Here is a 21,739-nt window from a genome sequence, read left to right as displayed (position 1 = left end):
CGCTCCGAAAAGCGAATCCGACCGCAACCCGATAAAACGAGCACGCCGAATAAGCACCAGGTCACAGCGCCGAAAAGCGCAAACGACCGGCACGAGCCGGAAGTGGTGTTTCAGAGGATTGGCCGCTCCGGGACCGTCCGCGCAGACGCGTGTCCGGTGCTCCCTGCCGAGCGACTAGGAAACACTACCCCTGTCCGGCACCGGAGGCAAACCCGTCCCGGAGACGGTGCGGGTGCAGAGCGCCCGGCCGGGCTTCACATACTCGCCGTTGGGGTGGTCGTTGCCGGTGACCCAGTGGCGGGCGGTGGCCTCGTCACGGCCGCCGTCGCGGTGCCGCCGGAGCAGGCGCTCCTCGCGGACCTCGTCCTCGGCGTGGACGTACCAGAGCTCGTGCAGCAGGCGGCGGGCGTCGGGCCAGGGGGTTTCGGCGGAGGCGAGGTAGTTGCCCTCGGTGATGACGAGCCGGGTCCGCGGGCGGACCACGTGGCGGGCGGCGACCGGCTCGTCCAGGGTGCGGTCGAAGTCCGGGACGTAGATGTCCTGGAACCGGTCGCCGGCGATCCGGCGCAGCAGGGCGACGTAGCCGTGGGCGTCGAAGGTCGCCGGGGCGCCCTTGCGGTGGGTCAGGCCGAGGCGGTCGAGCTGGGCGCCGGAGAGGTGGAAGCCGTCGAGCGGGACGTAGGCGGCGGTGCCGGGGCCTTCGGCCCGCTCGACCTCGGCGACCAGGTGGCGGGCCAGGGTGGACTTGCCGGCGCCGGGCGGGCCGGCAAGTCCGAGGATCGTACGGGCGTTGCTGCCCGGGCCTCGGAGGAAGCCGAGGGCAAGGGCGGTGAGGCGGTCCTCGTTCATGGCCGCACCCTACTCAGCGCGCGCCTCCTGCTTCAGTACGCCTCTTTGCTCAGTGCGCCTCTTTACTCAGTGCACCTCTTTGCTCAGCGGTCGGCTTTGCTCAGCGGTCGGCGAGGGCGGGCAGGTCCAGGGTGAGGGTGCCGGCGTCGGCGTCGAGCAGGGCGGGCACGCCGAGCGGGACGGTGAGGGTGGAGGGGCAGTGGCCGAAGCCCAGTTCCCAGAGCACGGGGACGCCGAGCCCGCCGAGCCGGTCGAGCATCACGTCCCGGACCCGCTGGGGCCGTCCGCAGCCCTCCCAGGAGCCGAGGGCCAGGCCGGCCACGCCGTCGAGGGCTCCGGAGCGCAGGAGCTGGGTCAGCAGCCGGTCGAGTTGGTAGGGGTGCTCGTTCACGTCTTCGAGCAGCAGGACGGCGCCCTCGTACGAGGGACGGGCGGCGGGCGTGCCGCGCTCGGCGGTGAGGACGTGGAGGCAGCCGCCGGCCGTGACGCCGCGGGCGCGGCCGGGGACGAGCGGGGCGGCGGTGGGCGAGGTGAGGACGGTGACGGCGGCGGGGTCGAAGAGGGTGCGGCGCAGGTGCTCGGCGGTCGGGCCGTCGGAGACGAAGGAGGCGCCGGCGGCCAGCGGTCCGTACAGGGTGGCGAGGCCGAGCCGCCGGGCGAAGGCCTCGTGCAGGGAGCTGACGTCGCTGAAGCCGATGAAGGGCTTGGGGGCGGCGGCGCGCATCGCGGTCCAGTCGAGCAGGTCGACGATGCGGTGCACGCCGTACCCGCCGCGGGCGCAGATGACGGCGTCGACGGTGGGGTCGAGCCAGGCGGTCTGGAGGTCGGCGGCGCGGTCGGCGTCGGTGCCGGCCAGGTAGCCGAGGGTGGGGTGGGTGTCGAGGACGTGCGGGGCGACGGTCACGCGGAGCCCCCAGGAGCGGAGGATCGCGCACCCGGCGGTGAGACGTTCGGCGTCGACGGGACCGCTGGGGGCGACGACGGCGACGTGGTCGCCGGGGCGCAGGTGCGGCGGGCGGGTCAGCCCCTGGCCGGGTGTGGTCGGGTGCTGGTCCATGGGCCGGGCCACCTTTCGGACGCGGAAGCGGGGTTCGGGCGGTCGCGCCGTGGCCGCGACCGCCCGGTGACGATATGCCCCGTGCCGACCGGCCGATGTCCGCCGGCCGGCGTGAGGGCTCTTCAGATCGCCGCCCCCATCACCTCCCGCACCTCGGCGAGGGTGGCGTCGGCGACGGCGTTGGCCCGCTCGGCGCCGTCGCGCAGGACCTGCCGCAGGTGGCCCCGGTCGGCGGCGAGTTCGGCGCGGCGGGCGCGCAGCGGGCGGAGGAACTCGTTGACGGACTCCGTGACGGTGCGCTTGAGCGCGGCGGCGCCGCCGTCGCCGATCTCCTCGGCGACGGCCTCGGGGGCCCGGTCCTGGCAGAGGGCGGCGAGCAGGACGAGGCTGGAGACCTCGGGCCGGTCGACCGGGTCGTAGCCGATCCGGCGGTCGGCGTCAGTCCTGGCGCCACGGATGATCCGGGCGGTCTCGTCCTCGGTGGCGCCGAGGGCGACGGCGTTGCCCCGGCTCTTGCTCATCTTTCCGCCGTCGGTGCCGAGCAGCATCGGGGCTTCGGAGAGCAGGGCCTGCGGGCGGGGGAAGACGGCGCTGCCGTCGGCGTGCGGGTAGCGCTCGTTGAAGCGGCGGGCGACGGTGCGGGCGACTTCGAGATGGGGCAGCTGGTCCTGGCCGACCGGGACCAGGTCGGCCTTGCAGAAGAGGATGTCGGCGGCCTGGTGGACGGGGTAGGTGAACATCAGCCCGCTGACGGCGGACTGCCGGGAGTGGGTGATCTCGTCCTTGACGGTGGGGTTGCGGCCCAGCTCTGCGACGCTGACCAGGCTGAGGAAGGGGAGCAGCAGCTGGTTGAGGGCGGGGACGGCGCTGTGCGGGAAGATCGTCGCCCGCTCGGGGTCGAGGCCGGCGGCGAGGTAGTCGAGGACGAGGTTCTCGGTGTGCTCGGCGAGCCGGTCGGCGAGGTCGCGGTCGGTGATGACCTGGTAGTCGGCGACCACGACGAACATCTCGACGCCCTGGTCCTGGAGCCGGACCCGGTTGCGCAGGGTGCCGAAGTAGTGGCCGAGGTGGAGCGGTCCGGTGGGGCGGTCCCCGGTGAGGACGCGGTGGGCTGCCGGGTCGTCGGACAGGACGGACGCGGCGGCGACGGCGGTGGCCGCGGCGGCGGCGGGACCGGCAGTGGTGGGGACGGTGGCGGTAGGGACGGTGGCGGTGGTCAAGGTGTCTCTCCTCGGTACGGCGGTGGTGGCGGCCGTCCGGGGCGAGGGGCCCGTCCTACGGAAAACGCAGCAGGGCCGTCCATCCCGGACGGCCCTGCTCAGGCGAGTGGTGTGGCCGTCCTAGGACGGCCACCAGCACAGGCCGATGAAGCGCTTCATGCGCCCCACGGTAGCGGTAGTCAGTCCTCCACGACCAGTGCCGGGGTGTCCTTGTGCAGCGTCTCGCCGCGGAAGAACTCCGGCCGGATGAAGCCGTACCAGGTCATCAGGCCCGCGCCGAGCAGCAGGATGCCGACGCCGATCACGAAGACCGAGCCGATGCCGAAGACCGAACCGCTGCCGTAGTCGGGGGCCCAGGCGTCGGTGAGGGTCTGGAGGAAGACCGCGGTGAGCAGCACGCCGCCGACGAACGGGGCGACGCCCTTGAGCAGCAGCGCGCGGACACCGGTGCGCAGCGAACGGCGGAAGTACCAGACGCAGGCGAAGGCGGTCAGCGCGTAGTAGAAGCAGATCATCAGACCGAGCGCCAGGATGGTGTCCTGGACGACGTTCTCGCTGATCAGGCTCATCCCGACGTAGAAGACCGCGGTGGCGATGCCCGCCGCGACGGTGGCGTAGCCGGGGGTGCGGAAGCGCGGGTGGACGGCGCCGAAGCGCGGCGGCACGGCGCGGTAGGCGCTCATCGCGAGCAGGGTGCGGGCCACCGGGATGAAGGTGGTCTGCAGGCTGGCGGCGGCGCTGGCGACGACGGCCAGGAAGAGCAGGATGCTCCACGGCGAGCCGAGCACCGGACGGGCCAGCGCGGAGAAGACGTTGTCGGCGGTGGCCGGGTTGCCGAGGCCGTTGCCGGTGCTGCCGACGCCCGCGAACATCTGGGAGGCGATCGCGACCAGCAGGTACGAGCCGACCAGGGTGACCATGGAGATCATCGCGGCGCGACCGGGGGTCTTGGCGCTGCCCTGGGTCTCCTCGTTCATGGTCAGGCAGGTGTCCCAGCCCCAGTACATGAAGATCGACAGCGACAGCCCGGCGGTGAACGCGCTGAACGAGCTGACCTCGAGCGGGTTGAGCCAGGAGAAGGAGAAGCCGATCGAGTCGGGCAGGTCGCCCGAGGCGGCCTTCCCGATGGCGATGACGGAGAAGAGCAGCAGCACGGCCAGCTGGAGGCCGACCAGGCTGTACTGGAACCACTTGGTCGCGGTCATCCCCCGGTAGCTCATCGCGGTGGCGCCGGCGATCAGCAGGACCACGGTGAGCAGGTGGACGGCCTTGTTCTGGTCGAGTTCGGTGACCCAGCTGCTGCCGGTCATCTCCCCGAGCATCAGGTACAGGAAGTCGGTCGCGACCCCGGCCAGGTTGGAGAGCACGATGATGGTCGCCACCGTCAGGCCCCACCCGGCCATCCAGCCGACCCGGGGACCGAAGGCCCGGACACCCCAGGTGAAGGACGTGCCGCAGTCCGGGAAGTCCTTGTTCAGCTCCTTGTACGCGAACGCGACGAGCAGCATCGGCAGGAAGCCGGCCAGGAACACCGCCGGCATCTGCACCCCGACCGCGGTGACGGTCGGGCCGAGTGTGGCGGTCAGGCAGTAGACCGGGGCGACCGTCGAGACGCCCAGCACCACACTGCTCAGCAGGCCGACGGAACCGCCCCGTAGACCCTTGTCCCCCGCTCCCCCAGCGGTCCCCTGATCGACGGGGACCCCACCACTGATGCCACTGACCGGGGCACCCTGCGGAGCGCCGGGCGCCATTGCCCGGCCGCTGCTCGTGTGCTCTGAGAGCTGCTGATCAAACACCAGCGCACCCTAGAGGCGGGCATGGAAGGTTGAGTAGACCAACCCTTGGTGATCTAAACCACTTGCTTCGATTCGTTCTCGTGACGGCTGTTCGGGTGGATGTATTTACGGCTTGTTAACCCATGTACCTTTGTTTCAAAGGAGTTGGGCCAAGAAAATTTCTCCCTTTTGCCAAGGTTCGACCAGGTTTGCCCCCCGGCCCGGACGGGCCGCTCCCCCCGCCGCTCCCCGAGTCGGATAGGTTTGCCTAACCTAATTTCGATCGTGAAAGGAGCGTCGCGTGCCCCCCACCTCCGACGACCCGGTCCTCTCCCCCCGCACCTCCGGCCGTCGCCGGTTCCTCACCGCCGGGATCGCCGGCGGGGCGGTGCTCGGCCTCGGCGGACTGCTCACCGCCTGCGGCAGCTCCGGCGGATCCGGTGGATCGGGCGGCAGCAGCGGTTCGACCCCGGCCGGCGGCGGCTCCTCCCCGAACCAGAAGTCGGTCAAGCAGGGCGGGGACGACTACGCCGCCGTGATCGAGAGGATGAAGGGCTTCGGCACCGACGCCGCCCCCGGCGTCTACCCGCGCACCCTCAGGCACGCGATGGGCGAGACGGTGCTCCCGGCCAGGCCCACCCGGGTCGTGGTGCTGGACACCGGCGAGCTCGACAACGTCGTCGCCCTCGGCATCCAGCCGGTCGGCATCGTGTACACCGACGGCTCCAAGTCCCTGCCGTCCTACCTCAAGGACAAGGCCGGCAGCCCCGCCGCCGTCGGCACCATCAACAGCCTCAACCTGGAGGCCATCGCCGCGCTCAAGCCCGACCTGATCCTCGGCAGTCAGCTGCGCGCCCAGGACCAGTACGCGCAGCTCTCCAAGATCGCGCCGACCGTCTTCTCGCTGCGCCCCGGCTACCCGTGGAAGCAGAACTTCCTGCTCAACGCGAGCGCCTTCGGCCTGGAGGCCGAGGCCAGGACCCAGCTCGACGCGTACCAGGCGGCCGCCGCGGCGATCGGCGCGAAGCTCGGCGACAAGCGGCCCACCATCACCCCGCTGCGCTTCATGCCGGGCCGCACCCGGCTCTACGCGGAGCTCTCCTTCATCGGCACCATCCTCACCGACGTGCCGCTGCCGCAGCCCGCGATCGAGCAGGTCAAGGAGCTCGCGGTGGAGGTCAGCCCGGAGCAGATCGACAAGGCCGACGCCGACTGGATCTTCTACGGCGTGTACGGCAGCCCCAGCTCGACCAACCAGGACGCGGTGCTCGGCGGCGCGCTCTGGAAGACGCTCGGTGCGGTCAAGTCCGGTCAGGCCCGGCCGGTTTCGGACGAGACCTGGTTCCTCGGGCTCGGCGTCATGGCGGCGAACGTGGTGCTCAACGACCTCAAGGGCTTTGTCGCGCCCGGCAGTTGAGCCAGGCAGGTGAATCCGCCGGGTGAGTCCGTCGGGTGAGCCCGGGTGTGAGCCCGGAGTGAACCCGGCCGGCCGGGCCTGGTCGGCGTCGGCGGGCGGAACGGGGCGGCGTTCCGGTCGTACGGCAACAGTGCCCGCCCGGCGCCGTCTTGGGCGATCCCCGGGTGGGCCCCGGGTGGGCCCGCGACGGTCCCCGGGTGATTCCGTGGTGGTATCGCGGCGGTGTCGCGGTGGTATCGCGCACACCACCGGGTTGGACGCTTGGAGCTGATCGCGTGGTGCGGGAGGATCGTCGGGACCGTTTCCCGAAGGGCCCGCAGATGACCTCGCTCCACCCCTCCGCAACCGACCCGTCCCTGCCCGGCCCGCCCCGGGACAGCGCCGGATCCTCGCCCCCGCCCGCCCCGACCGGCTCGCCCGGCTCGGCCGTGCCGATGTGCTCGATCGCGACCGCCACCGAGCCCGGTGCGGCCGCGCCCGGCACCCCGGAGGCGACGGCCCGCCCCGACTCGGTGCCGCAGCCGCGCAGCCGGTACGACGCGGAGGCGCCGCCCGTCCTGCCCGCGGCCGCTCCGGAGGCCGGTGGCGAACCGGCGGACGGCGACCGGACGGACGGCGACCCGCACGACGATGATCCGACCACGGCACGGCTGCGGGCGGCGTTCGCCGAGCGGCTGCGGGCCGCGCACTTCCAGGGCCGCTCCGTCGCCGAGCTGGCGGCCGCGTGCCGCCGACCGGTCGCGGAGGTGCGGGCCCTGCTCGGCCTCGACGCGGAGGCCGAGGACGGGTTCGTCCGGTTCGGGCCCGCCACCGCGACGGCGGAGGGCGGCCCGTCCGTCCCGGCGCAGCGCCCGGCGCACGAGGAGCCGCGGATCCTGGGATCCCGGCGGCCGTCACCCTCCCGGCGCCTGCGCCGGATGCACCCGCAGGCCTCCCGGACAGGGCAGGAGGCGACCGCACGGGAGACGGCCGCGTCCGGCCCGACCGGGCCGGCCCTGCCGGGGGCCCCTGGCAGGGTGGGCGAACCCGCCGATGCGGCGGAAGTGGCGGCGCGGACGCCGTCGTTCGGGACTGGCATCGGGGGTGGGGCCGACGCTGCCGCCCCTTCTGCTGTCGACACCGGTGCCGTCGACGCCGCTGCCGTCGGGTCCGCCGCAGCGGTCTCGTGGGCCGAACCGCCGCTCGGCATCCTGATCGGCGGCAGCCCCGGGCCCGCCGAGGCCCTCGGCCGACCGGAGGAGCGCGCACCGGTCCGCGTGGCGGCCCAGCCGATCCGGGTCGGCCGCGGCACCTGCCTGGTGGTACTGCCCTCCTGGCGGCCCGCCATCGCCGTCTCGGTGCCGACCGAGCAGCTGCTGTCCGCCACCGGGCTCGACCTCGAGCAGCTGGCCGGCGCCCAGCTGACGGTGCTGATGAACCCCGCCGCACTGCACGACCGGGAGCTGGAGCTGCACGGCTGGGAACCCGGTCCGGCCGGGCGGCCCCGGCGCGGCGGGCGCACCTGACCGCTCCGCCGGGCCCGTTCGGCGACTGGCCGAGCGGGCCTGGCGGGCTTGGCCGGCCTGGTGGGTCTGGTGGGCCGAGCAGGTCTGGCGGACTCGGCGGGCCTAGCGGGTGGCCGGGGCGTTCGGGATGTACCCGAGGTCGACGGGCACCGGCGGCCGCCCGTCCACGGCCCAGCCCGTACGGACCGAGTCCAGCAGTTCCGGCAGCGCGGGCGGCCAGAGCGCGTCGGCGTCCTCGTCGGCGAGGTCGGCCGGGGTCCACCAGCGCCAGTCCAGGATCCGGTCGACGGCGTGCACCGCGCTGACGTCGCCGACCGGACCACGGTGCGGGCCGCCGGTGAGGTAGATGTGCTCGTGCTGGCGGACCGGGGTGCCGTGCCAGGTGAAGTCGTGCTCCCAGGTGCAGAGCAGCGGGCCGGGTTCGAGGTCGCTCCAGCCCGTCTCCTCCCACAGCTCGCGCCGGGCGCCGTCCCACGGGGTCTCGCCCGGTTCCAGGCCGCCTCCCGGCATGGTCCAGTGCACGCCGACCTCGTCGTTGTCCGAACGGAGCAGGAAGACCGAGCCGTTCCCGTCCAGGACCACCGTGCGGGCGGCCTGCCTCGGCCTGCGTTTGCGGGGGCGCAGCAGATTTCGCATCGGGTCACTCTCCCAGCGACCGTCCGGGGCCGTCGAGCGGTTTCGGCACTCCGGTCGGGTGCACGAGCCGGCCGGTCCGTCGTGGCGGGCGCCGGGCCCACCGGTCCGCCGTACCCTGGCGGCCATGCCCGCACCCGCGATCATCTTCCCCGCCGATCCGCTCAACCCGCGCCGGCCCGACCCGCACTTCGCCTGGGAGGCCAGGACCCTGCGGGAGTTGGGCGGCGAGCTGCACCTGGTCGACCACGACGGGCTGCTCGCCGGGCGGGCCGAGGAGGCCGTGCTGCGGGTGCCGCGGGACAGCGGCCCGCTCTGGTACCGGGGTTGGATGCTGCCCTCCGCCCGGTACGCCGACTTCGCCGCCGCGCTCACCGCCCGCGGCGGCACCCTGCTGACCAGCGCGCCCGGGTACGCGGCCGCCCACGAACTGCCCGGCTGGTACGGCGTGTTCGAGGGCGCGACCCCGGCCAGCGCGTGGATCCCGTCCGAGGGACCGGTGGCGCCCGGGCCGGCGGAGCTGGCGGAGGCCGCGGCCCGGCTCGGCGGGCGCGGGCCGGCGATCGTCAAGGACTACGTGAAGTCGCGCAAGCACGAGTGGTACGAGGCCTGCTACGTACCCGAGTTGGCCGACCTGGCGGCCGTCGGCCGGGTGGTCGGACGGTTCGTCGAACTGCAGGGCGAGTTCCTGGTGGGCGGCGTGGTGCTGCGGCGGTACGAGGAGTTCGAGGGCGCGGACCTCCCGGCGGCGGGACCGGTCGGCGCGAACGGCGCGAACGGCGCGAACGGCGCGAGCCGTACGGGCGGTGCGGCCTGTACGGCTGGTGCGGCCGGGCCGGAGCGGGCGGACGACGGCGCGCCGGGGAGCGGCGGGCGGGCCGTGGAGGCCCGGGTGTGGTGGCTGGACGGCCGGCCCGTCCTGGTCGGGCCGCACCCGGACGCCCCGCGCCGGGCCGTCGAGCCCGACCTCACCGACGTCCCGGCGCTGGTCCGCCGGCTCGGCTGCCGCTTCGTGACCACCGACCTCGCCAGCCGGGCGGACGGCTCCGGCTGGCGGGTGGTCGAGGTCGGGGACGGGCAGGTGAGCGACCTGCCGCGCGGGATCGACGCCTCGGAGCTGCTGGCCGCGCTGATCACCGCCTGACTGCCTGACGGTCCGCGCGGGAGGGACCGTCAGGCAGCTCGGAGTGTTCGGGCTCCGGGTTCGGGGCCACGCGTGCGGGCCTCCGGGTGCGGGGCCGCCCTACCCGGCGGCGACGGCCTCGGCCGCCGGGTGGCCGTCGGCGATGAACGCCTGCCAGAGCCGGCTGTAGGTGCCGCCCCGGGCGAGCAGTTCGGTGTGCGTGCCGTCCTCGACCACCCGGCCGTGGTCCAGCACGACCACCCGGTCGGCGCGCTCGGCGGTGGTCAGGCGGTGGGCGATGACCAGGGTGGTCCGGCCGCCGCTGAGCCGGTCCGCGGCCTGGTTGACGGCCGCCTCGGTGGCCAGGTCGAGCGCCGCCGTGGCCTCGTCGAGCAGCAGGATGTCCGGGTCGACCAGCTCGGCCCGGGCCAGCGCGATCAGCTGGCGCTGGCCCGCCGAGAGGTTGCGCCCGCGGCCGGCCACCTCGTGGTCGTAGCCGTCCGAGAGCCGGACGATCATGTCGTGCGCGCCGACCGCCCGGGCCGCCGCCTCCACCTCGGCCGCCGAGGCGCCCGGCCGGCCGTAGGCGATCGCCTCGCGGACCGTGCCCGCGAAGAGGTACGCCTCCTGCGGCACCACGCCCAGGCGGTGGCGGTACTGCGCCAGGTCGTAGCGGGTGAGGTCGACCCCGTCCACCCGGACGGTGCCCTCCGTCGCGTCGTAGAACCGGGCGACCAGCTTCACCAGCGTCGACTTGCCGGCGCCGGTCTCGCCGACCAGTGCCACCGTCTGCCCGGCCGGGATGTGCAGGTCCACGCCGCTCAGCACGGTCGGGGCGCCGTCCGCGCCGCCGTTGTAGGCGAAGCCGACCCCCTCGAAGGAGATCTCGCCGCGCAGGCCCCCGGCCACCGGGACCGGGTCGGCCGCCTCGGCGGTGGCGGTCGGGGTGCGCAGCAGCTCGCGGATGCGGCCGAGGCCCACCGAGGCCTGCTGGTACCCGTCGAACACCTGGGACAGCTGGTTGACCGGCGCGAAGAACAGGTCGATGTAGAGCAGGTACGCGACCAGCGCACCGACCGTCAGCGTCCCGGCGTCGACCCGGGCAGCGCCGACGATCAGCACCAGCGCGGCGGCCACGCTGGAGAGGAACTGGACGAACGGGAAGTACAGCGAGATGTAGAGCTGGGCCCGGACCCGGGCCTCGCGGTAGGCGATGCCGCGGGCCACGAAGCGGTCGGTGTTGGTGTCCAGGCGGCGGAAGGCCTGGACGATCCGCATGCCGGCCACGTTCTCCTGGAGGTCGGCGTTGACGGTGCTGATCAGGTCGCGGGAGCGCTCGTACTGGTCCTTGGACTTCTTGCGGAACACCAGGGTGGCGATCACCAGCAGCGGCAGGACCGCGAAGACCACCAGGGCCAGGCCGGCGTCGATGATCAGCAGGGCGGCGAAGATCCCGGCGAAGGTCAGCAGGCTGACCACGGCGGTGACCATGCCGGTCTGGAGGAAGGAGGTCAGCGAGTCCAGGTCGGTGGTCATCCGGGTCATGATCCGGCCGGTCAGCTCGCGCTCGTAGTAGTCCAGGCCGAGCCGGTTGAGGTGGGCGAAGATCTTGAGCCGAAGTGTGTAGAGGACCCGCTCGCCGGTACGGCCGCTGACCCGGTTCTCGGCGCTCTGCACCACCCAGTCCAGCAGGACCACGACAAGAGCGGCGAGCGAGGCCACCGCGACGCCGGACATCAGGCCCTTGCGGACGCCCTCGTCGATGCCGTGCCGGATCAGCACCGGCAGCACCAGCCCGGCCGCCGCGTCCAGGGCGACCAGCAGGAGGGCGATGAGCAGCGGGGTGCGGAAGGGGCGCAGCAGGCGGCTCAGGCTGAAGTCGGGGTCACCGGCCTCGGCCTCGGCGCGGGGGACGGCCGGGACGTCGGAGGCGGGCGGGAGGGACGCGACCTTGTCCAGCAGGTCGGGGTCGGCGGTGCGGGCGGCCTTGGCCAGGGCGGGGGTGGGGAGGACGGGGGCGGCCGGGGTCGCCGGGGTTGCGGGGGTTGCGCCGGCTACAGGGGTTCCGGGTGCCTCTGCGGACGCCGGCTCGTCGGACGCCGTTTCGGGGGCGGACTGCCGGTCGGCGTGACCGGCCTCGGGATCGGTGATCAGGGCCCGGTACTGGGGACATCGGGCTTCGAGTTCCTCGTGCGTTCCGAGGTCCAGCAGCCGGCCGCGCTCCAGCACGGCGATCCGGTCGGCGAGTTGGAGGGTCGAGCGGCGGTGGGCGATCAGCAGCGTGGTGCGGCCGGTCATCACCGAGCGCAGCGCGTCGTGGATCTCCGCCTCGATCTGCGGGTCGACCGCCGAGGTGGCGTCGTCCAGCAGCAGGATCCGGGGGTCGGTGAGGATCGCCCGGGCCAGCGCGATGCGCTGGCGCTGGCCGCCGGAGAGCGTCAGGCCCTGCTCGCCGACCTTGGTGTCGTAGCCGTCCGGCAGCGCGCGGACGAACTCGTCGGCCTGGGCGGCGCGGGCGGCGGCGACCACCTGCTCGTCCGTCGCGTCCGGGCGGCCGTAGGCGATGTTGGTGCGGACCGTCTCGGAGAAGAGGAAGCTCTCCTCGGGGACGATGCCGACCGTTGCGCGGACCGAGTCCAGGGTGAGGTCGCACAGGTCGTGGCCGTACAGGCGGACGGTGCCGGCGGCCGGGTCGTAGAAGCGGGGCACCAGCTGGGCCACCGTCGACTTGCCGGAGCCGGAGGCGCCGACCAGGGCGAGGGTCTCGCCGGGGGCCAGCTTCAGGCTGAGGCCGTGCAGGACGGGGGCGGGGTGCTCGGGGTCGTAGCGGAACTCGACCCGGTCGAACTCCAGGGCGATGTCGGGGGTCCGCGGGCCGACGAGCGCTCCTCCCGGAGTGCTCTGCGGCGCGCTCTCCAGGCTCTCGCCGTGCGCGAGGTCCAGGGTGCGGGCGTCCGGGCGCTCCTGGACCAGCGGGCGCTCGTCGATCAGCTGCAGGACGCGCTCCACCCCGGCCCGGGCCTGCTGGCCGACGGTGATGACCATGGTCAGCATCCGCACCGGGCCGGTCATCTGGGCGACGTACGTGGAGAAGGCGACGAAGGTCCCGAGGGTGACCCTGCCGTCGACGGCCAGCCAGCCGCCGAAGGCCAGGACGCCGACCTGGGCGAGCGCCGGGATCGCCTGCATCGCCGGGTTGTAGCGGGCGTTGAGCCGGATCGACCGGAGCCGGGCCGCGAAGAGGTTGCGGGAGGCCGTCTCCAGCTTGTCGAGCTCCTGGGCCTCCTGGCCGAAGCCCTTGACGACGCGGACGCCGCCGATCGCGCCGTCCACCACGCCCGCGACGGCCGCCGCCTCCTGCTGGGCGGCCCAGGTTGCGGGGAAGAGGCGCTTGCGGCTGAACGCCGAGACCCACCACAGCGCGGGGGCCATGACCACGGTGATCAGGGTGAGCGGCGGGGACAGCCAGACCATCACGACCAGCGACATGACGAACATCAGCAGGTAGCCGGTCATCATCGGCAGCATCGAGAGCAGGCCGTTGACCAGTTGGAGGTCGGAGGTCGCGCGCCCCACCACCTGCCCGGTGTCCAGCCGGTCCTGGCGGTGGCCGTCCAGCCGTCCGAGCGAGCGGAACAGGTCGCTGCGCATCTCGTGCTGGACGTCCACCGCGAGCTGGCCGCCGTAGTAGCGGCGGACCTGGGTGCAGCCGAAGACCACGAGGGCCGCGAGCAGCAGCACCACCGCCCAGGGGGCCAGCGAACGGGTGCGGGCGACGATGACGTCGTCGATGATCAGCTTGGTGACCAGCGGCACCAGCGCGGTGACGGCCATGCCGAGGAGCGAGGCTCCGAAGGCGAAGAGCAGGCTGCGGCGGGACCGCCAGCTGTAGCCGACCAGGCGGCTGAGCCAGCCGGCCGACTCGGCGGCGCTCTCGGGGGCGGGCTCGGGGGCGGGCTCAGGCGCCTCGGCGCTCTTGGCGGCGGGCCGGACGTTGTCGGGGGCGGGCTCGGCGTCTTCGGCGGCCGGTCCGGTGTTCCCGACGGCGGCCTGCGGGCTGTCGACGGGGGCCTCCGGGGTCGTGCCGGGGGCCGGGGGGCCGCTCGGGGATTGCTCCACCGTGGATCCGTGAGTCTCAGGCATATTTAGGGATGCTAACCATTTCGTCGGGTGGTCGCCACGGCGTTTTCCGCCCCGGGCGGGTTCGGAACGGGCCCTGACAGCCCGGATCATCCGGTCCGGCGGACTCGCCAACAGTCGATGGCCTGCGGTGATTCCCGGCCGAACACTCGCATGGCCCACTCCGCCCGGGCCATTTCCAGAGTCGCCGACGACCCTCGCGACACCCAGCGGCCACGGGCGGACGGGCGCCGTCCTTTGGGACTAGGCCTCCGGACGGGCCAGCGGGGCGGGCTGCGGGCGGGCTCCGGGCGGGCTACCGATGGGGACGTTCACCGGCAGACCTTCGCTCCCGACCATTCTCCGCCGGGCCGCTCTTCGTCGAAAACGAAGCCGGGAACGGAGCCGAGGGCGCAACCGGAACCGTGGTCGGAGCCGGAGCCGGAGCTGGAGCCGGGGATGCGGGCTCAGGCCTCCGCGGCCGCCGAGCCGCCGACGGGAGCGACAGCGGCGCCGGGGACGGCAGGGCTGCCGGGGCCGCCGGCCGAGCCTGCGGCCGCTGCGAACGCGCCGTGGGCGAGGGCGTGGAGCAGGGCGGCCATGCCGTCGCGCTGGAGGGCGGCGCGCTCGCCCTGGTCGGGGTTCGGGCCGAGGCTGTGCGGGGTCGAGTTGATCAGGCCGAAGACGGCGTGCACGGCGGCCCGGGCCACCGGCTCGGCGGCGGGGTCGGCCAGCGGCGGGTAGGCCTGCCGGACCACGTCCACCCACAGTTCGACGTAGCCGCGCTGGAGCCGGCGGACGGTGCGCCGGTCCTCCTCCTTGAGGTTCAGCAGCTCGCGGTCGTGCAGGGTGATCAGGTCCCGGTCGCCCAGTGCGAAGTCGACGTGGCCGCTGATCAGCGCGTCCAGCGTGGCGGCCGGGCCCTCGCCGCCGCCCGCGCGGCGGCGCCCCTCGTCCAGCAGTCGCTCGCTGATGCCGATCAGCAGGTCCGCGAGCATCGCGTCCTTGCCGGCGAAGTGGCGGTAGAGCGCGGGGCCGCTGATGCCGACGGCCTTGCCGATCTCGTCCACGCCCACGCCGAGGAAGCCCCGGGCGGCGAACAGCCTCGCGGCCTCCCGGCGGATCTGGTCACGGCGGGGGAGCGCGGAGGCGGCGGGGACGTTGGGCATGCCGTCCATCGTAGACAGTCGGGTTATCGGCCGTTAACCTGGGCGCGTAAGTTAACGTTAATTAACGTGGCGATCACGGGCGGACCGCACCCGGCTGCCCACCTGGTCCGAGGGCAAGGGAGCTCTTGGGAATGGTCAACTCAACCGCCGGCACACCCACCGGCGTCCGGCTCGTCGCAGCGACCGGCACGGCGGCGGCGCCCGGCGCCGCCCCGGCCGCGGCAGCCGCACCGGCACCCCGGCTCGGCAGCTCCGCCGACCCGGGCTCCGAGGCGTACCGCGCCAACACCGAGGCGCACCGCGCCCTGGTCGCCGAGCTGCGCGCGAAGCTCGACGCGGCCGCCCTGGGCGGCGGCGCCAAGGCCCGCGCCCGGCACACCTCACGCGGCAAGCTGCTGCCCCGCGACCGCGTGGACACCCTGCTCGACCCGGCCTCCCCCTTCCTGGAGCTGGCCCCGCTGGCCGCCGACGGGATGTACGACGGCGCGGCCCCCGCGGCCGGAGTGATCGCCGGCATCGGCCGGGTCGCCGGGCGCGAGGTGGTGGTGGTCGCCAACGACGCCACCGTCAAGGGCGGCACCTACTACCCGATGACGGTGAAGAAGCACCTGCGCGCCCAGGAGGTCGCGCTGGAGAACCGGCTGCCCTGCGTCTACCTGGTGGACTCCGGCGGCGCCTTCCTCCCGATGCAGGACGAGGTCTTCCCGGACCGCGACCACTTCGGCCGGATCTTCTACAACCAGGCCAGGCTCTCCGCCGCGGGCATCCCGCAGATCGCCGCCGTGCTCGGCTCGTGCACGGCCGGCGGCGCGTACGTCCCGGCGATGAGCGACCAGGCCGTGATCGTCCGCAACCAGGGCACGATCTTCCTGGGCGGTCCGCCGCTGGTGAAGGCCGCCACCGGTGAGGTGGTCACCGCCGAGGAGCTGGGCGGCGGCGAGCTGCACTCCCGCACCTCGGGCGTGACGGACCACCTGGCCGAGGACGACACCCACGCCCTCTCCATCGTCCGCACGATCGTGGCCGGGCTCGGCCCGCGCGAGGCCAGGCCGTGGCCGCTCACCCCGGTCGAGCCGCCGGCCGTCGACCCGGCCGGCCTGTACGGCGCCGTGCCGGTCGACCCGCGCACGCCCTACGACGTGCGCGAGGTGATCGCCCGGCTGGTGGACGGCAGCCGGTTCGCCGAGTTCAAGGCCGAGTACGGCGCCACCCTGGTCACCGGCTTCGCCCGGATCCACGGCCACCCGGTCGGTATCGTCGCCAACAACGGCGTGCTGTTCGCCGAGTCCGCCCTCAAGGGCGCCCACTTCATCGAGTTGTGCGACCAGCGCGGCATCCCCCTCCTCTTCCTCCAGAACATCACCGGGTTCATGGTCGGCCGGCAGTACGAGGCGGGCGGCATCGCCAAGCACGGCGCCAAGATGGTCAACGCCGTCGCCTGCACCCGCGTCCCGAAGCTGACCGTGGTGATCGGCGGATCGTACGGAGCCGGCAACTACTCGATGTGCGGCCGGGCCTACTCACCCCGCTTCCTGTGGATGTGGCCGGGCGCCAAGATCTCCGTGATGGGCGGCGAGCAGGCGGCCTCCGTCCTCGCCACCGTCCGCCGCGACCAGCTGGAGGCGCACGGCGAGCAGTGGCCGGCCGAGGCGGAGGAGGAGTTCAAGCGCCCCGTCCGCGAGCAGTACGAGCGCCAGGGCAACGCCTACTACGCCACCGCCCGGCTCTGGGACGACGGCGTGATCGACCCGATGGACACCCGCACCGTCGTCGGTCTCGCCCTCACCGCCTGTGCCAACGCCCCGCTGGCGCCGCCCGCTCCGTACGGCGTCTTCCGCATGTGACGCCTCCTCGTGTCACCCCCGCGTCCGTGATTCCTCCCTTCCGGGTGTGACTCCCCGCGGCGCCGGCCCACCCGGGCCGGTGCCCGACCGCCCATCGCCACCTCCTTCGTACGGCTCCCCTCGACCCGGAGGAACGCCTCCCATGTTCGACACAGTTCTGGTCGCCAACCGCGGCGAGATCGCCCTGCGGGTGATCCGCACCCTGCGACGGCTCGGCGTCCGTTCGGTCGCCGTGTTCAGCGACGCGGACGCCGACGCGCCGCACGTCCGCGAGGCCGACGTCGCGGTCCGGCTCGGCCCGGCCGACCGCAGCGACAGCTCGGCGACCGAGACGTACCTGCGGACCGACCAGATCCTGGCCGCCGCCCGCCGCACCGGCGCCCAGGCCGTCCACCCCGGCTACGGCTTCCTCGCCGAGAACGCCGGCTTCGCCCGCGCCTGCGCCGACGCGGGCCTCGTCTTCATCGGACCACCTCCCGGTGCGGTCGAGCTGATGGGCGACAAGATCAACGCCAAGGAGGCCGTCCGGGCCGCCGGCGTCCCGGTGGTCCCCGGCAGCCAGGCCACCGCGCCCACCGACGAGGACCTCGTCGCCGCCGCCGACGAGATCGGCTACCCGGTGCTGCTCAAGCCGTCCGCCGGCGGTGGCGGCAAGGGCATGCGCCTCGTGCGGGACCGCGCCGACCTGCCCACCGAGATCGCCGCCGCCCGCCGCGTCGCCCGCACCGCCTTCGGCGACGACACCCTGCTGCTGGAGCGCTGGGTCGACCGGCCGCGCCACATCGAGGTGCAGGTGCTCGCCGACGCCCACGGCACCACCGTCCACCTCGGCGAGCGCGAGTGCAGCCTGCAGCGCCGCCACCAGAAACTGATCGAAGAGGCTCCCTCCGTTCTCCTCAACGCCGAGACCCGTGCCGCGATGGGCGCCGCGGCCGTCCGCGCCGCGGAGTCCTGCGGCTACACCGGTGCCGGCACCGTGGAGTTCATCGTTCCCGGCATCGACCCGGACGCCCCCGCCTCCGCCGCCGAGGGGGTGCGGGACTTCTTCTTCATGGAGATGAACACCCGCCTCCAGGTGGAACACCCCGTCACCGAGCTCGCCGTCGCCGTCGGCGCGGACGCGGCCCGGCTCGACCTGGTCGAGTGGCAGGTGCGCGTCGCCGCCGGCGAAGCGCTCTCCTTCGCCCAGTCCGACATCTCCTTCCTGGGCCACGCCATCGAGGCCCGCATCTGCGCCGAGGACCCGGAACGGGACTTCCTGCCCACCGGCGGCCGCATCCTCACCCTGGACGAGCCCCGGGGCGAGGGCATCCGCGTCGACTCCGGGGTCGCCCCCGGAACCGTCGTCACCAGCGCCTACGACCCCATGCTCGCCAAGGTCATCGCGTACGGGCCCGACCGCCCGACCGCGCTGCGCCGGCTCCGCGCAGCGCTGGCCGACACCCGCATCCTGGGTGTCACCACCAACACCGGCTTCCTGCGCCGACTGCTCGCCCACCCCGAGGTCGCCGCCGGCCGGCTGGACACCGGCCTCGTGGAGCGGACGGCCCAGGAGCAGCCGGCCCTGCTCACCTCGCCGTACTCCCCCACGAACGCGACCGACCCGGACGCGGCCGACCCCGACGCGGCCTCGGCGGCCGAACCGCCGTCGCCCGCTCACCTCCTCTACTACGCGGCCGCGCTGGCACGGCACCTGGAACTCACTCCGCCCGCCGATCCCGGCGGCTGGACCGACCCGTTCTCCCTTCCCTCCGGCTGGCGCCTGGGCGGCACCCCTGCCTGGACCACCCACCGACTCCGCACCCCCGGCCAGGACCCGGTGGCGGTGAGCATCCGTTCGATCACTGCGGGCAACGTAGCCGATGCCACTGACAATTCCGCCGGGCCCGTCCGCGAGCTGGAGCTCCGGCTCGACGGGGGCCCCGCGCACCGCTCCCGCGTGAGCCTGGCCGGCGACCGGCTGCACCTGACCGTCGACGGCCTCCGGACCACGTTCTCGCTGGCCACCGACGCCACCCCCGGCCCCGCCGCCGGACCGGCGACCTGGCTCGGCGTCGAGGGCGACGCCTGGCCGCTGCACGCCTACGACCCGGTCGTCGAGAGCGCCACCGGGGCCGGCGCGCACCACGGCGCCCTGACCGCCCCGATGCCCGGCACCGTCACCGTCGTCAAGACCACGGCGGGCGAGACGGTCCGCAAGGGACAGCCCCTGCTCGTGCTGGAGGCCATGAAGATGGAACACGTGATCGCCGCACCGCACGACGGCGTGGTGGCCGAGCTGCGGGCCACCGCCGGCGCCACCGTCGCGATGGAGGACCTGCTGGTCGTGGTCACCCCGGTCGAGGACGCGTCGGTCGAGGGCGCCCCGGCCGGGCCGGCCGCCGCCACCGTCCCCGCCGGGCCCGCGGAGGTGCGGTCGTGACCGCCCCCGCCCCCGCCCGCGAGCCCGACGCCCTCGACCTGGGCCTGCCCGATCCGGTCCGCGCCCCCGGCCTGCCCGAGGAGGTCCGGATCCACGAGGTCGGGCCGCGCGACGGCCTGCAGAACGAGAAGTCCCTGGTGCCGGTCGAGGTCAAGGCCGAGTTCATCGCCCGGCTCGCGGCCGCCGGGCTGCGCACCGTCGAGGCCACCAGCTTCGTTCACCCGAAATGGGTACCGCAGCTGGCCGACGCCGAGGAGCTGGTCCCCCGGCTCGCCGGTCTGCCGGAGCTCCACCCCGGCCTGCGGCTGCCGGTGCTGGTGCCCAACGAGCGCGGCCTGGACCGCGCGCTCGCCCACCACGCCGCCGACATCGCGGTGTTCGCCAGCGCCACCGAGACCTTCGCCCGCCGCAACCTCAACCGCTCGGCGGACGAGGCCATGGCGATGTTCCGCCCGGTCGTGGGCCGGGCCACCGAGGCCGGGGTCGCGGTCCGCGGCTACCTCTCGATGTGCTTCGGCGACCCGTGGGAGGGCCCCGTCCCGGTCGACCAGGTGGTCCGGTACGGCGTGCGGCTGCTGGAGCTGGGCTGCGCGGAGCTGAGCCTTGGCGACACCATCGGGGTCGCCACCCCGGGCCAGGTCACCGCCCTGCTGGCGGGTTTCGCGCGGGCTGGCGTCCCGGTCGACCGGCTCGCCGTGCACTTCCACGACACCTACGGCCAGGCGCTCAGCAACACCCTGGCGGCCCTGCGCGAGGGCGTCACCACGGTGGACGCCTCGGCGGGCGGCCTGGGCGGCTGCCCGTACGCGAAGAGCGCCACCGGCAACCTGGCCACCGAGGACCTGGTCTGGATGCTGCACGGGCTCGGCATCCGGACCGGCGTCGACCTGCGCTCCCTCGTCGCGACCAGCGGGTGGATGGCCGGGCGCCTCGGCCGCCCGAGCCCGTCCCGCACCGTCCAGGCCCTGCTCGGCTCCGCCGGGGGCTGACCACCCGCTCCCGTCCCCGGCGCCGGCCGCCCGCACCATCCGGCCGGCGCCCCGCACCACCCACACCGATCGACAGTCCATCCCTCAATCGCACCGTGCGACCGTCACACCGTCCGACGGACGCCGGTCACCCCGCTCACGTCCGCAGCCGACCCGGCCGGGCGCCAGGAGGATCACCATGCTCGACCACAGGCTCAGCAGCGAGTACGAGGAACTGCGGCGCACCGTCGCCGAATTCGCCCAGGACGTGGTGGCGCCGAAGATCGGCGAGTTCTACGAGCGGGAGGAGTTCCCGTACGAGATCGTCCGGGAGATGGGGCGGATGGGCCTCTTCGGCCTGCCCTTCCCGGAGGAGTACGGCGGCATGGGCGGCGACTACTTCGCCCTCGGCCTCGCCCTGGAGGAACTCGCCCGCGTGGACTCCTCGGTGGCGATCACCCTGGAGGCCGCCGTCTCGCTCGGCGCGATGCCGATCTACCGGTTCGGCACCGAGGAGCAGAAGCGCGAGTGGCTGCCCCGGCTGACCTCGGGCGAACTCCTCGGCGCCTTCGGCCTCACCGAGCCGGAGGGCGGGTCGGACGCGGGGGCCACCCGGACCACGGCGCGGTACGACGAGGCCACCGACGAGTGGGTCATCAACGGGACCAAGTGCTTCATCACCAACTCCGGCACCGACATCACCGGCCTGGTCACCGTCACCGCGCTCACCGAACCGATCGCTCGTTCGAGTGAAGAGGGCGAATTCCGCTCGCCTGCACGGGAGATCTCCTCCATCATCGTGCCCACCGGGACCCCCGGCTTCCAGGTCTCGAAGAAGTACTCGAAGGTCGGGTGGAACGCATCCGACACCCGCGAACTGTCCTTTACCGACTGCCGCGTTCCCGCGGCCAACCTGCTGGGCGAGCGTGGCCGAGGCTACGCCCAGTTCTTGCGGATCCTCGACGAGGGCCGCATCGCGATCGCGGCCCTGGCCACCGGCCTGGCCCAGGGCTGCGTCGACGAGTCCGTGAAGTACTCCGGCGAGCGCCGGGCCTTCGGCCGGCCGATCGGCGCCAACCAGGCCATCCAGTTCAAGCTTGCCGACATGGAGCTGCGCGCCCACACCTCCCGCCTGGCCTGGCGGGACGCCGCTTCCCGGCTGCTGCACGGCGAACCGTTCAAGAAGGAGGCCGCGATCGCGAAGCTGTACTCGTCCGAGGCCGCCGTCGACAACGCCCGCGAGGCGACCCAGATCCACGGCGGGTACGGCTTCATGAACGAATTCCCGGTCGCCCGCTTCTGGCGCGACTGCAAGATCCTGGAAATCGGGGAGGGCACGTCTGAGGTCCAGCGCATGCTCATCGCCCGGGAGCTCGGCGTCGGTTCGTGACGACCGCATCCTGACGGTCGCCTCCTGAGCCACGCCCACCGGGCCGGCACACCGGTCAACACACCGCTCCGCGACGAGAGTTGGGGAGCGCCACGGCGAAGGAGGCGTCAGGAGGAAACGGCAGGAGGAGGTGTCGCGGGGGGGGGGGGGGGGGGCCCCCCCCCCCCGGGGCGGGGGGTCGCCATAAACCGGGGGGGGGGCCCCCCCGCCCGCCCGCCCCAGCCCCAGCCGAAAAAAATGAAGAG

General features: G+C 73.7%; 14 protein-coding genes. 7 read left to right on the top strand and 7 right to left on the bottom strand.

The features are described 5' to 3' along the window. Positions 1-174 precede the first annotated feature (174 nt). From ACFRQN_RS29905 to ACFRQN_RS29890, 4 genes are all read right to left on the bottom strand, one after another. On the bottom strand, positions 175-849 hold the full coding sequence (locus ACFRQN_RS29905; protein WP_380743343.1) for a nucleoside/nucleotide kinase family protein: 675 nt from the start codon (positions 847-849) through the stop codon (positions 175-177). A 100-nt stretch (positions 850-949) separates the two neighbouring features. Beyond that, complete coding sequence (locus ACFRQN_RS29900) at positions 950-1,906, bottom strand: LD-carboxypeptidase (RefSeq protein WP_380743341.1); 957 nt, start codon at positions 1,904-1,906, stop codon at positions 950-952. Between the two features lie 122 nt (positions 1,907-2,028). Further along, complete coding sequence (gene trpS, locus ACFRQN_RS29895; RefSeq protein WP_234348619.1) at positions 2,029-3,036, bottom strand: tryptophan--tRNA ligase; 1,008 nt, start codon at positions 3,034-3,036, stop codon at positions 2,029-2,031. 269 nt (positions 3,037-3,305) lie between these two features. After that, on the bottom strand, positions 3,306-4,880 hold the full coding sequence (locus ACFRQN_RS29890; RefSeq protein ID WP_375877346.1) for an APC family permease: 1,575 nt from the start codon (positions 4,878-4,880) through the stop codon (positions 3,306-3,308). A gap of 325 nt (positions 4,881-5,205) precedes the next feature. Between ACFRQN_RS29890 and ACFRQN_RS29885 the strand changes: the two genes are divergently transcribed. Then, complete coding sequence (locus tag ACFRQN_RS29885) at positions 5,206-6,321, top strand: ABC transporter substrate-binding protein (RefSeq protein ID WP_380743339.1); 1,116 nt, start codon at positions 5,206-5,208, stop codon at positions 6,319-6,321. Between the two features lie 320 nt (positions 6,322-6,641). Further along, entirely contained in the window at positions 6,642-7,826 is a 1,185-nt protein-coding gene (locus ACFRQN_RS29880) for a hypothetical protein (protein ID WP_380743337.1), read from the top strand. Between the two features lie 102 nt (positions 7,827-7,928). Here ACFRQN_RS29880 and ACFRQN_RS29875 read toward each other — a convergent pair whose 3' ends face one another. Further along, on the bottom strand, positions 7,929-8,462 hold the full coding sequence (locus ACFRQN_RS29875; protein WP_380743335.1) for an NUDIX hydrolase: 534 nt from the start codon (positions 8,460-8,462) through the stop codon (positions 7,929-7,931). 124 nt (positions 8,463-8,586) lie between these two features. Here ACFRQN_RS29875 and ACFRQN_RS29870 point away from each other — a divergent pair, with 124 nt between their 5' ends. After that, entirely contained in the window at positions 8,587-9,603 is a 1,017-nt protein-coding gene (locus ACFRQN_RS29870; RefSeq protein ID WP_380743333.1) for an ATP-grasp domain-containing protein, read from the top strand. A 99-nt stretch (positions 9,604-9,702) separates the two neighbouring features. Here the strand turns inward: ACFRQN_RS29870 and ACFRQN_RS29865 are convergent, their stop codons facing one another. Then, on the bottom strand, positions 9,703-13,725 hold the full coding sequence (locus ACFRQN_RS29865; RefSeq protein WP_380743330.1) for an ABC transporter ATP-binding protein: 4,023 nt from the start codon (positions 13,723-13,725) through the stop codon (positions 9,703-9,705). A 443-nt stretch (positions 13,726-14,168) separates the two neighbouring features. Continuing rightward, the gene (locus tag ACFRQN_RS29860; protein WP_380743328.1) at positions 14,169-14,870 is read right to left on the bottom strand and encodes a TetR/AcrR family transcriptional regulator; all 702 of its coding nucleotides are present in this window, start codon (positions 14,868-14,870) and stop codon (positions 14,169-14,171) included. A gap of 131 nt (positions 14,871-15,001) precedes the next feature. On the opposite strand from ACFRQN_RS29860, the gene ACFRQN_RS29855 reads away from it, so the two are divergent. The 4 genes from ACFRQN_RS29855 (at position 15,002) to ACFRQN_RS29840 (ending at position 21,494) form a co-directional block, all read left to right on the top strand. After that, entirely contained in the window at positions 15,002-16,714 is a 1,713-nt protein-coding gene (locus tag ACFRQN_RS29855; RefSeq protein WP_375877338.1) for a carboxyl transferase domain-containing protein, read from the top strand. Between the two features lie 142 nt (positions 16,715-16,856). Continuing rightward, a complete protein-coding gene (locus ACFRQN_RS29850) occupies positions 16,857-19,136 on the top strand; it encodes a biotin carboxylase N-terminal domain-containing protein (protein WP_380743326.1) in 2,280 nt (759 codons plus the stop codon). Then, positions 19,133-20,125 (top strand): hydroxymethylglutaryl-CoA lyase, encoded by a 993-nt coding sequence (locus ACFRQN_RS29845; protein ID WP_380743324.1) that lies wholly within the window; start codon positions 19,133-19,135, stop codon positions 20,123-20,125. Before ACFRQN_RS29850 ends, ACFRQN_RS29845 begins: the two co-directional genes overlap by 4 nt. A gap of 178 nt (positions 20,126-20,303) precedes the next feature. Then, positions 20,304-21,494, top strand: a complete 1,191-nt coding sequence (locus ACFRQN_RS29840) for an acyl-CoA dehydrogenase family protein (RefSeq protein ID WP_049653907.1) — start codon at positions 20,304-20,306, stop codon at positions 21,492-21,494. Positions 21,495-21,739: the final 245 nt, after the last annotated feature.

Origin of the sequence: Kitasatospora sp. NPDC056800, from assembly GCF_042789775.1 — a bacterium.
Lineage (GTDB): Bacteria > Actinomycetota > Actinomycetes > Streptomycetales > Streptomycetaceae > Kitasatospora.
Note: the sequence above shows the minus strand (reverse complement) of the source record. Positions and strands in the feature narration are given on the sequence as shown.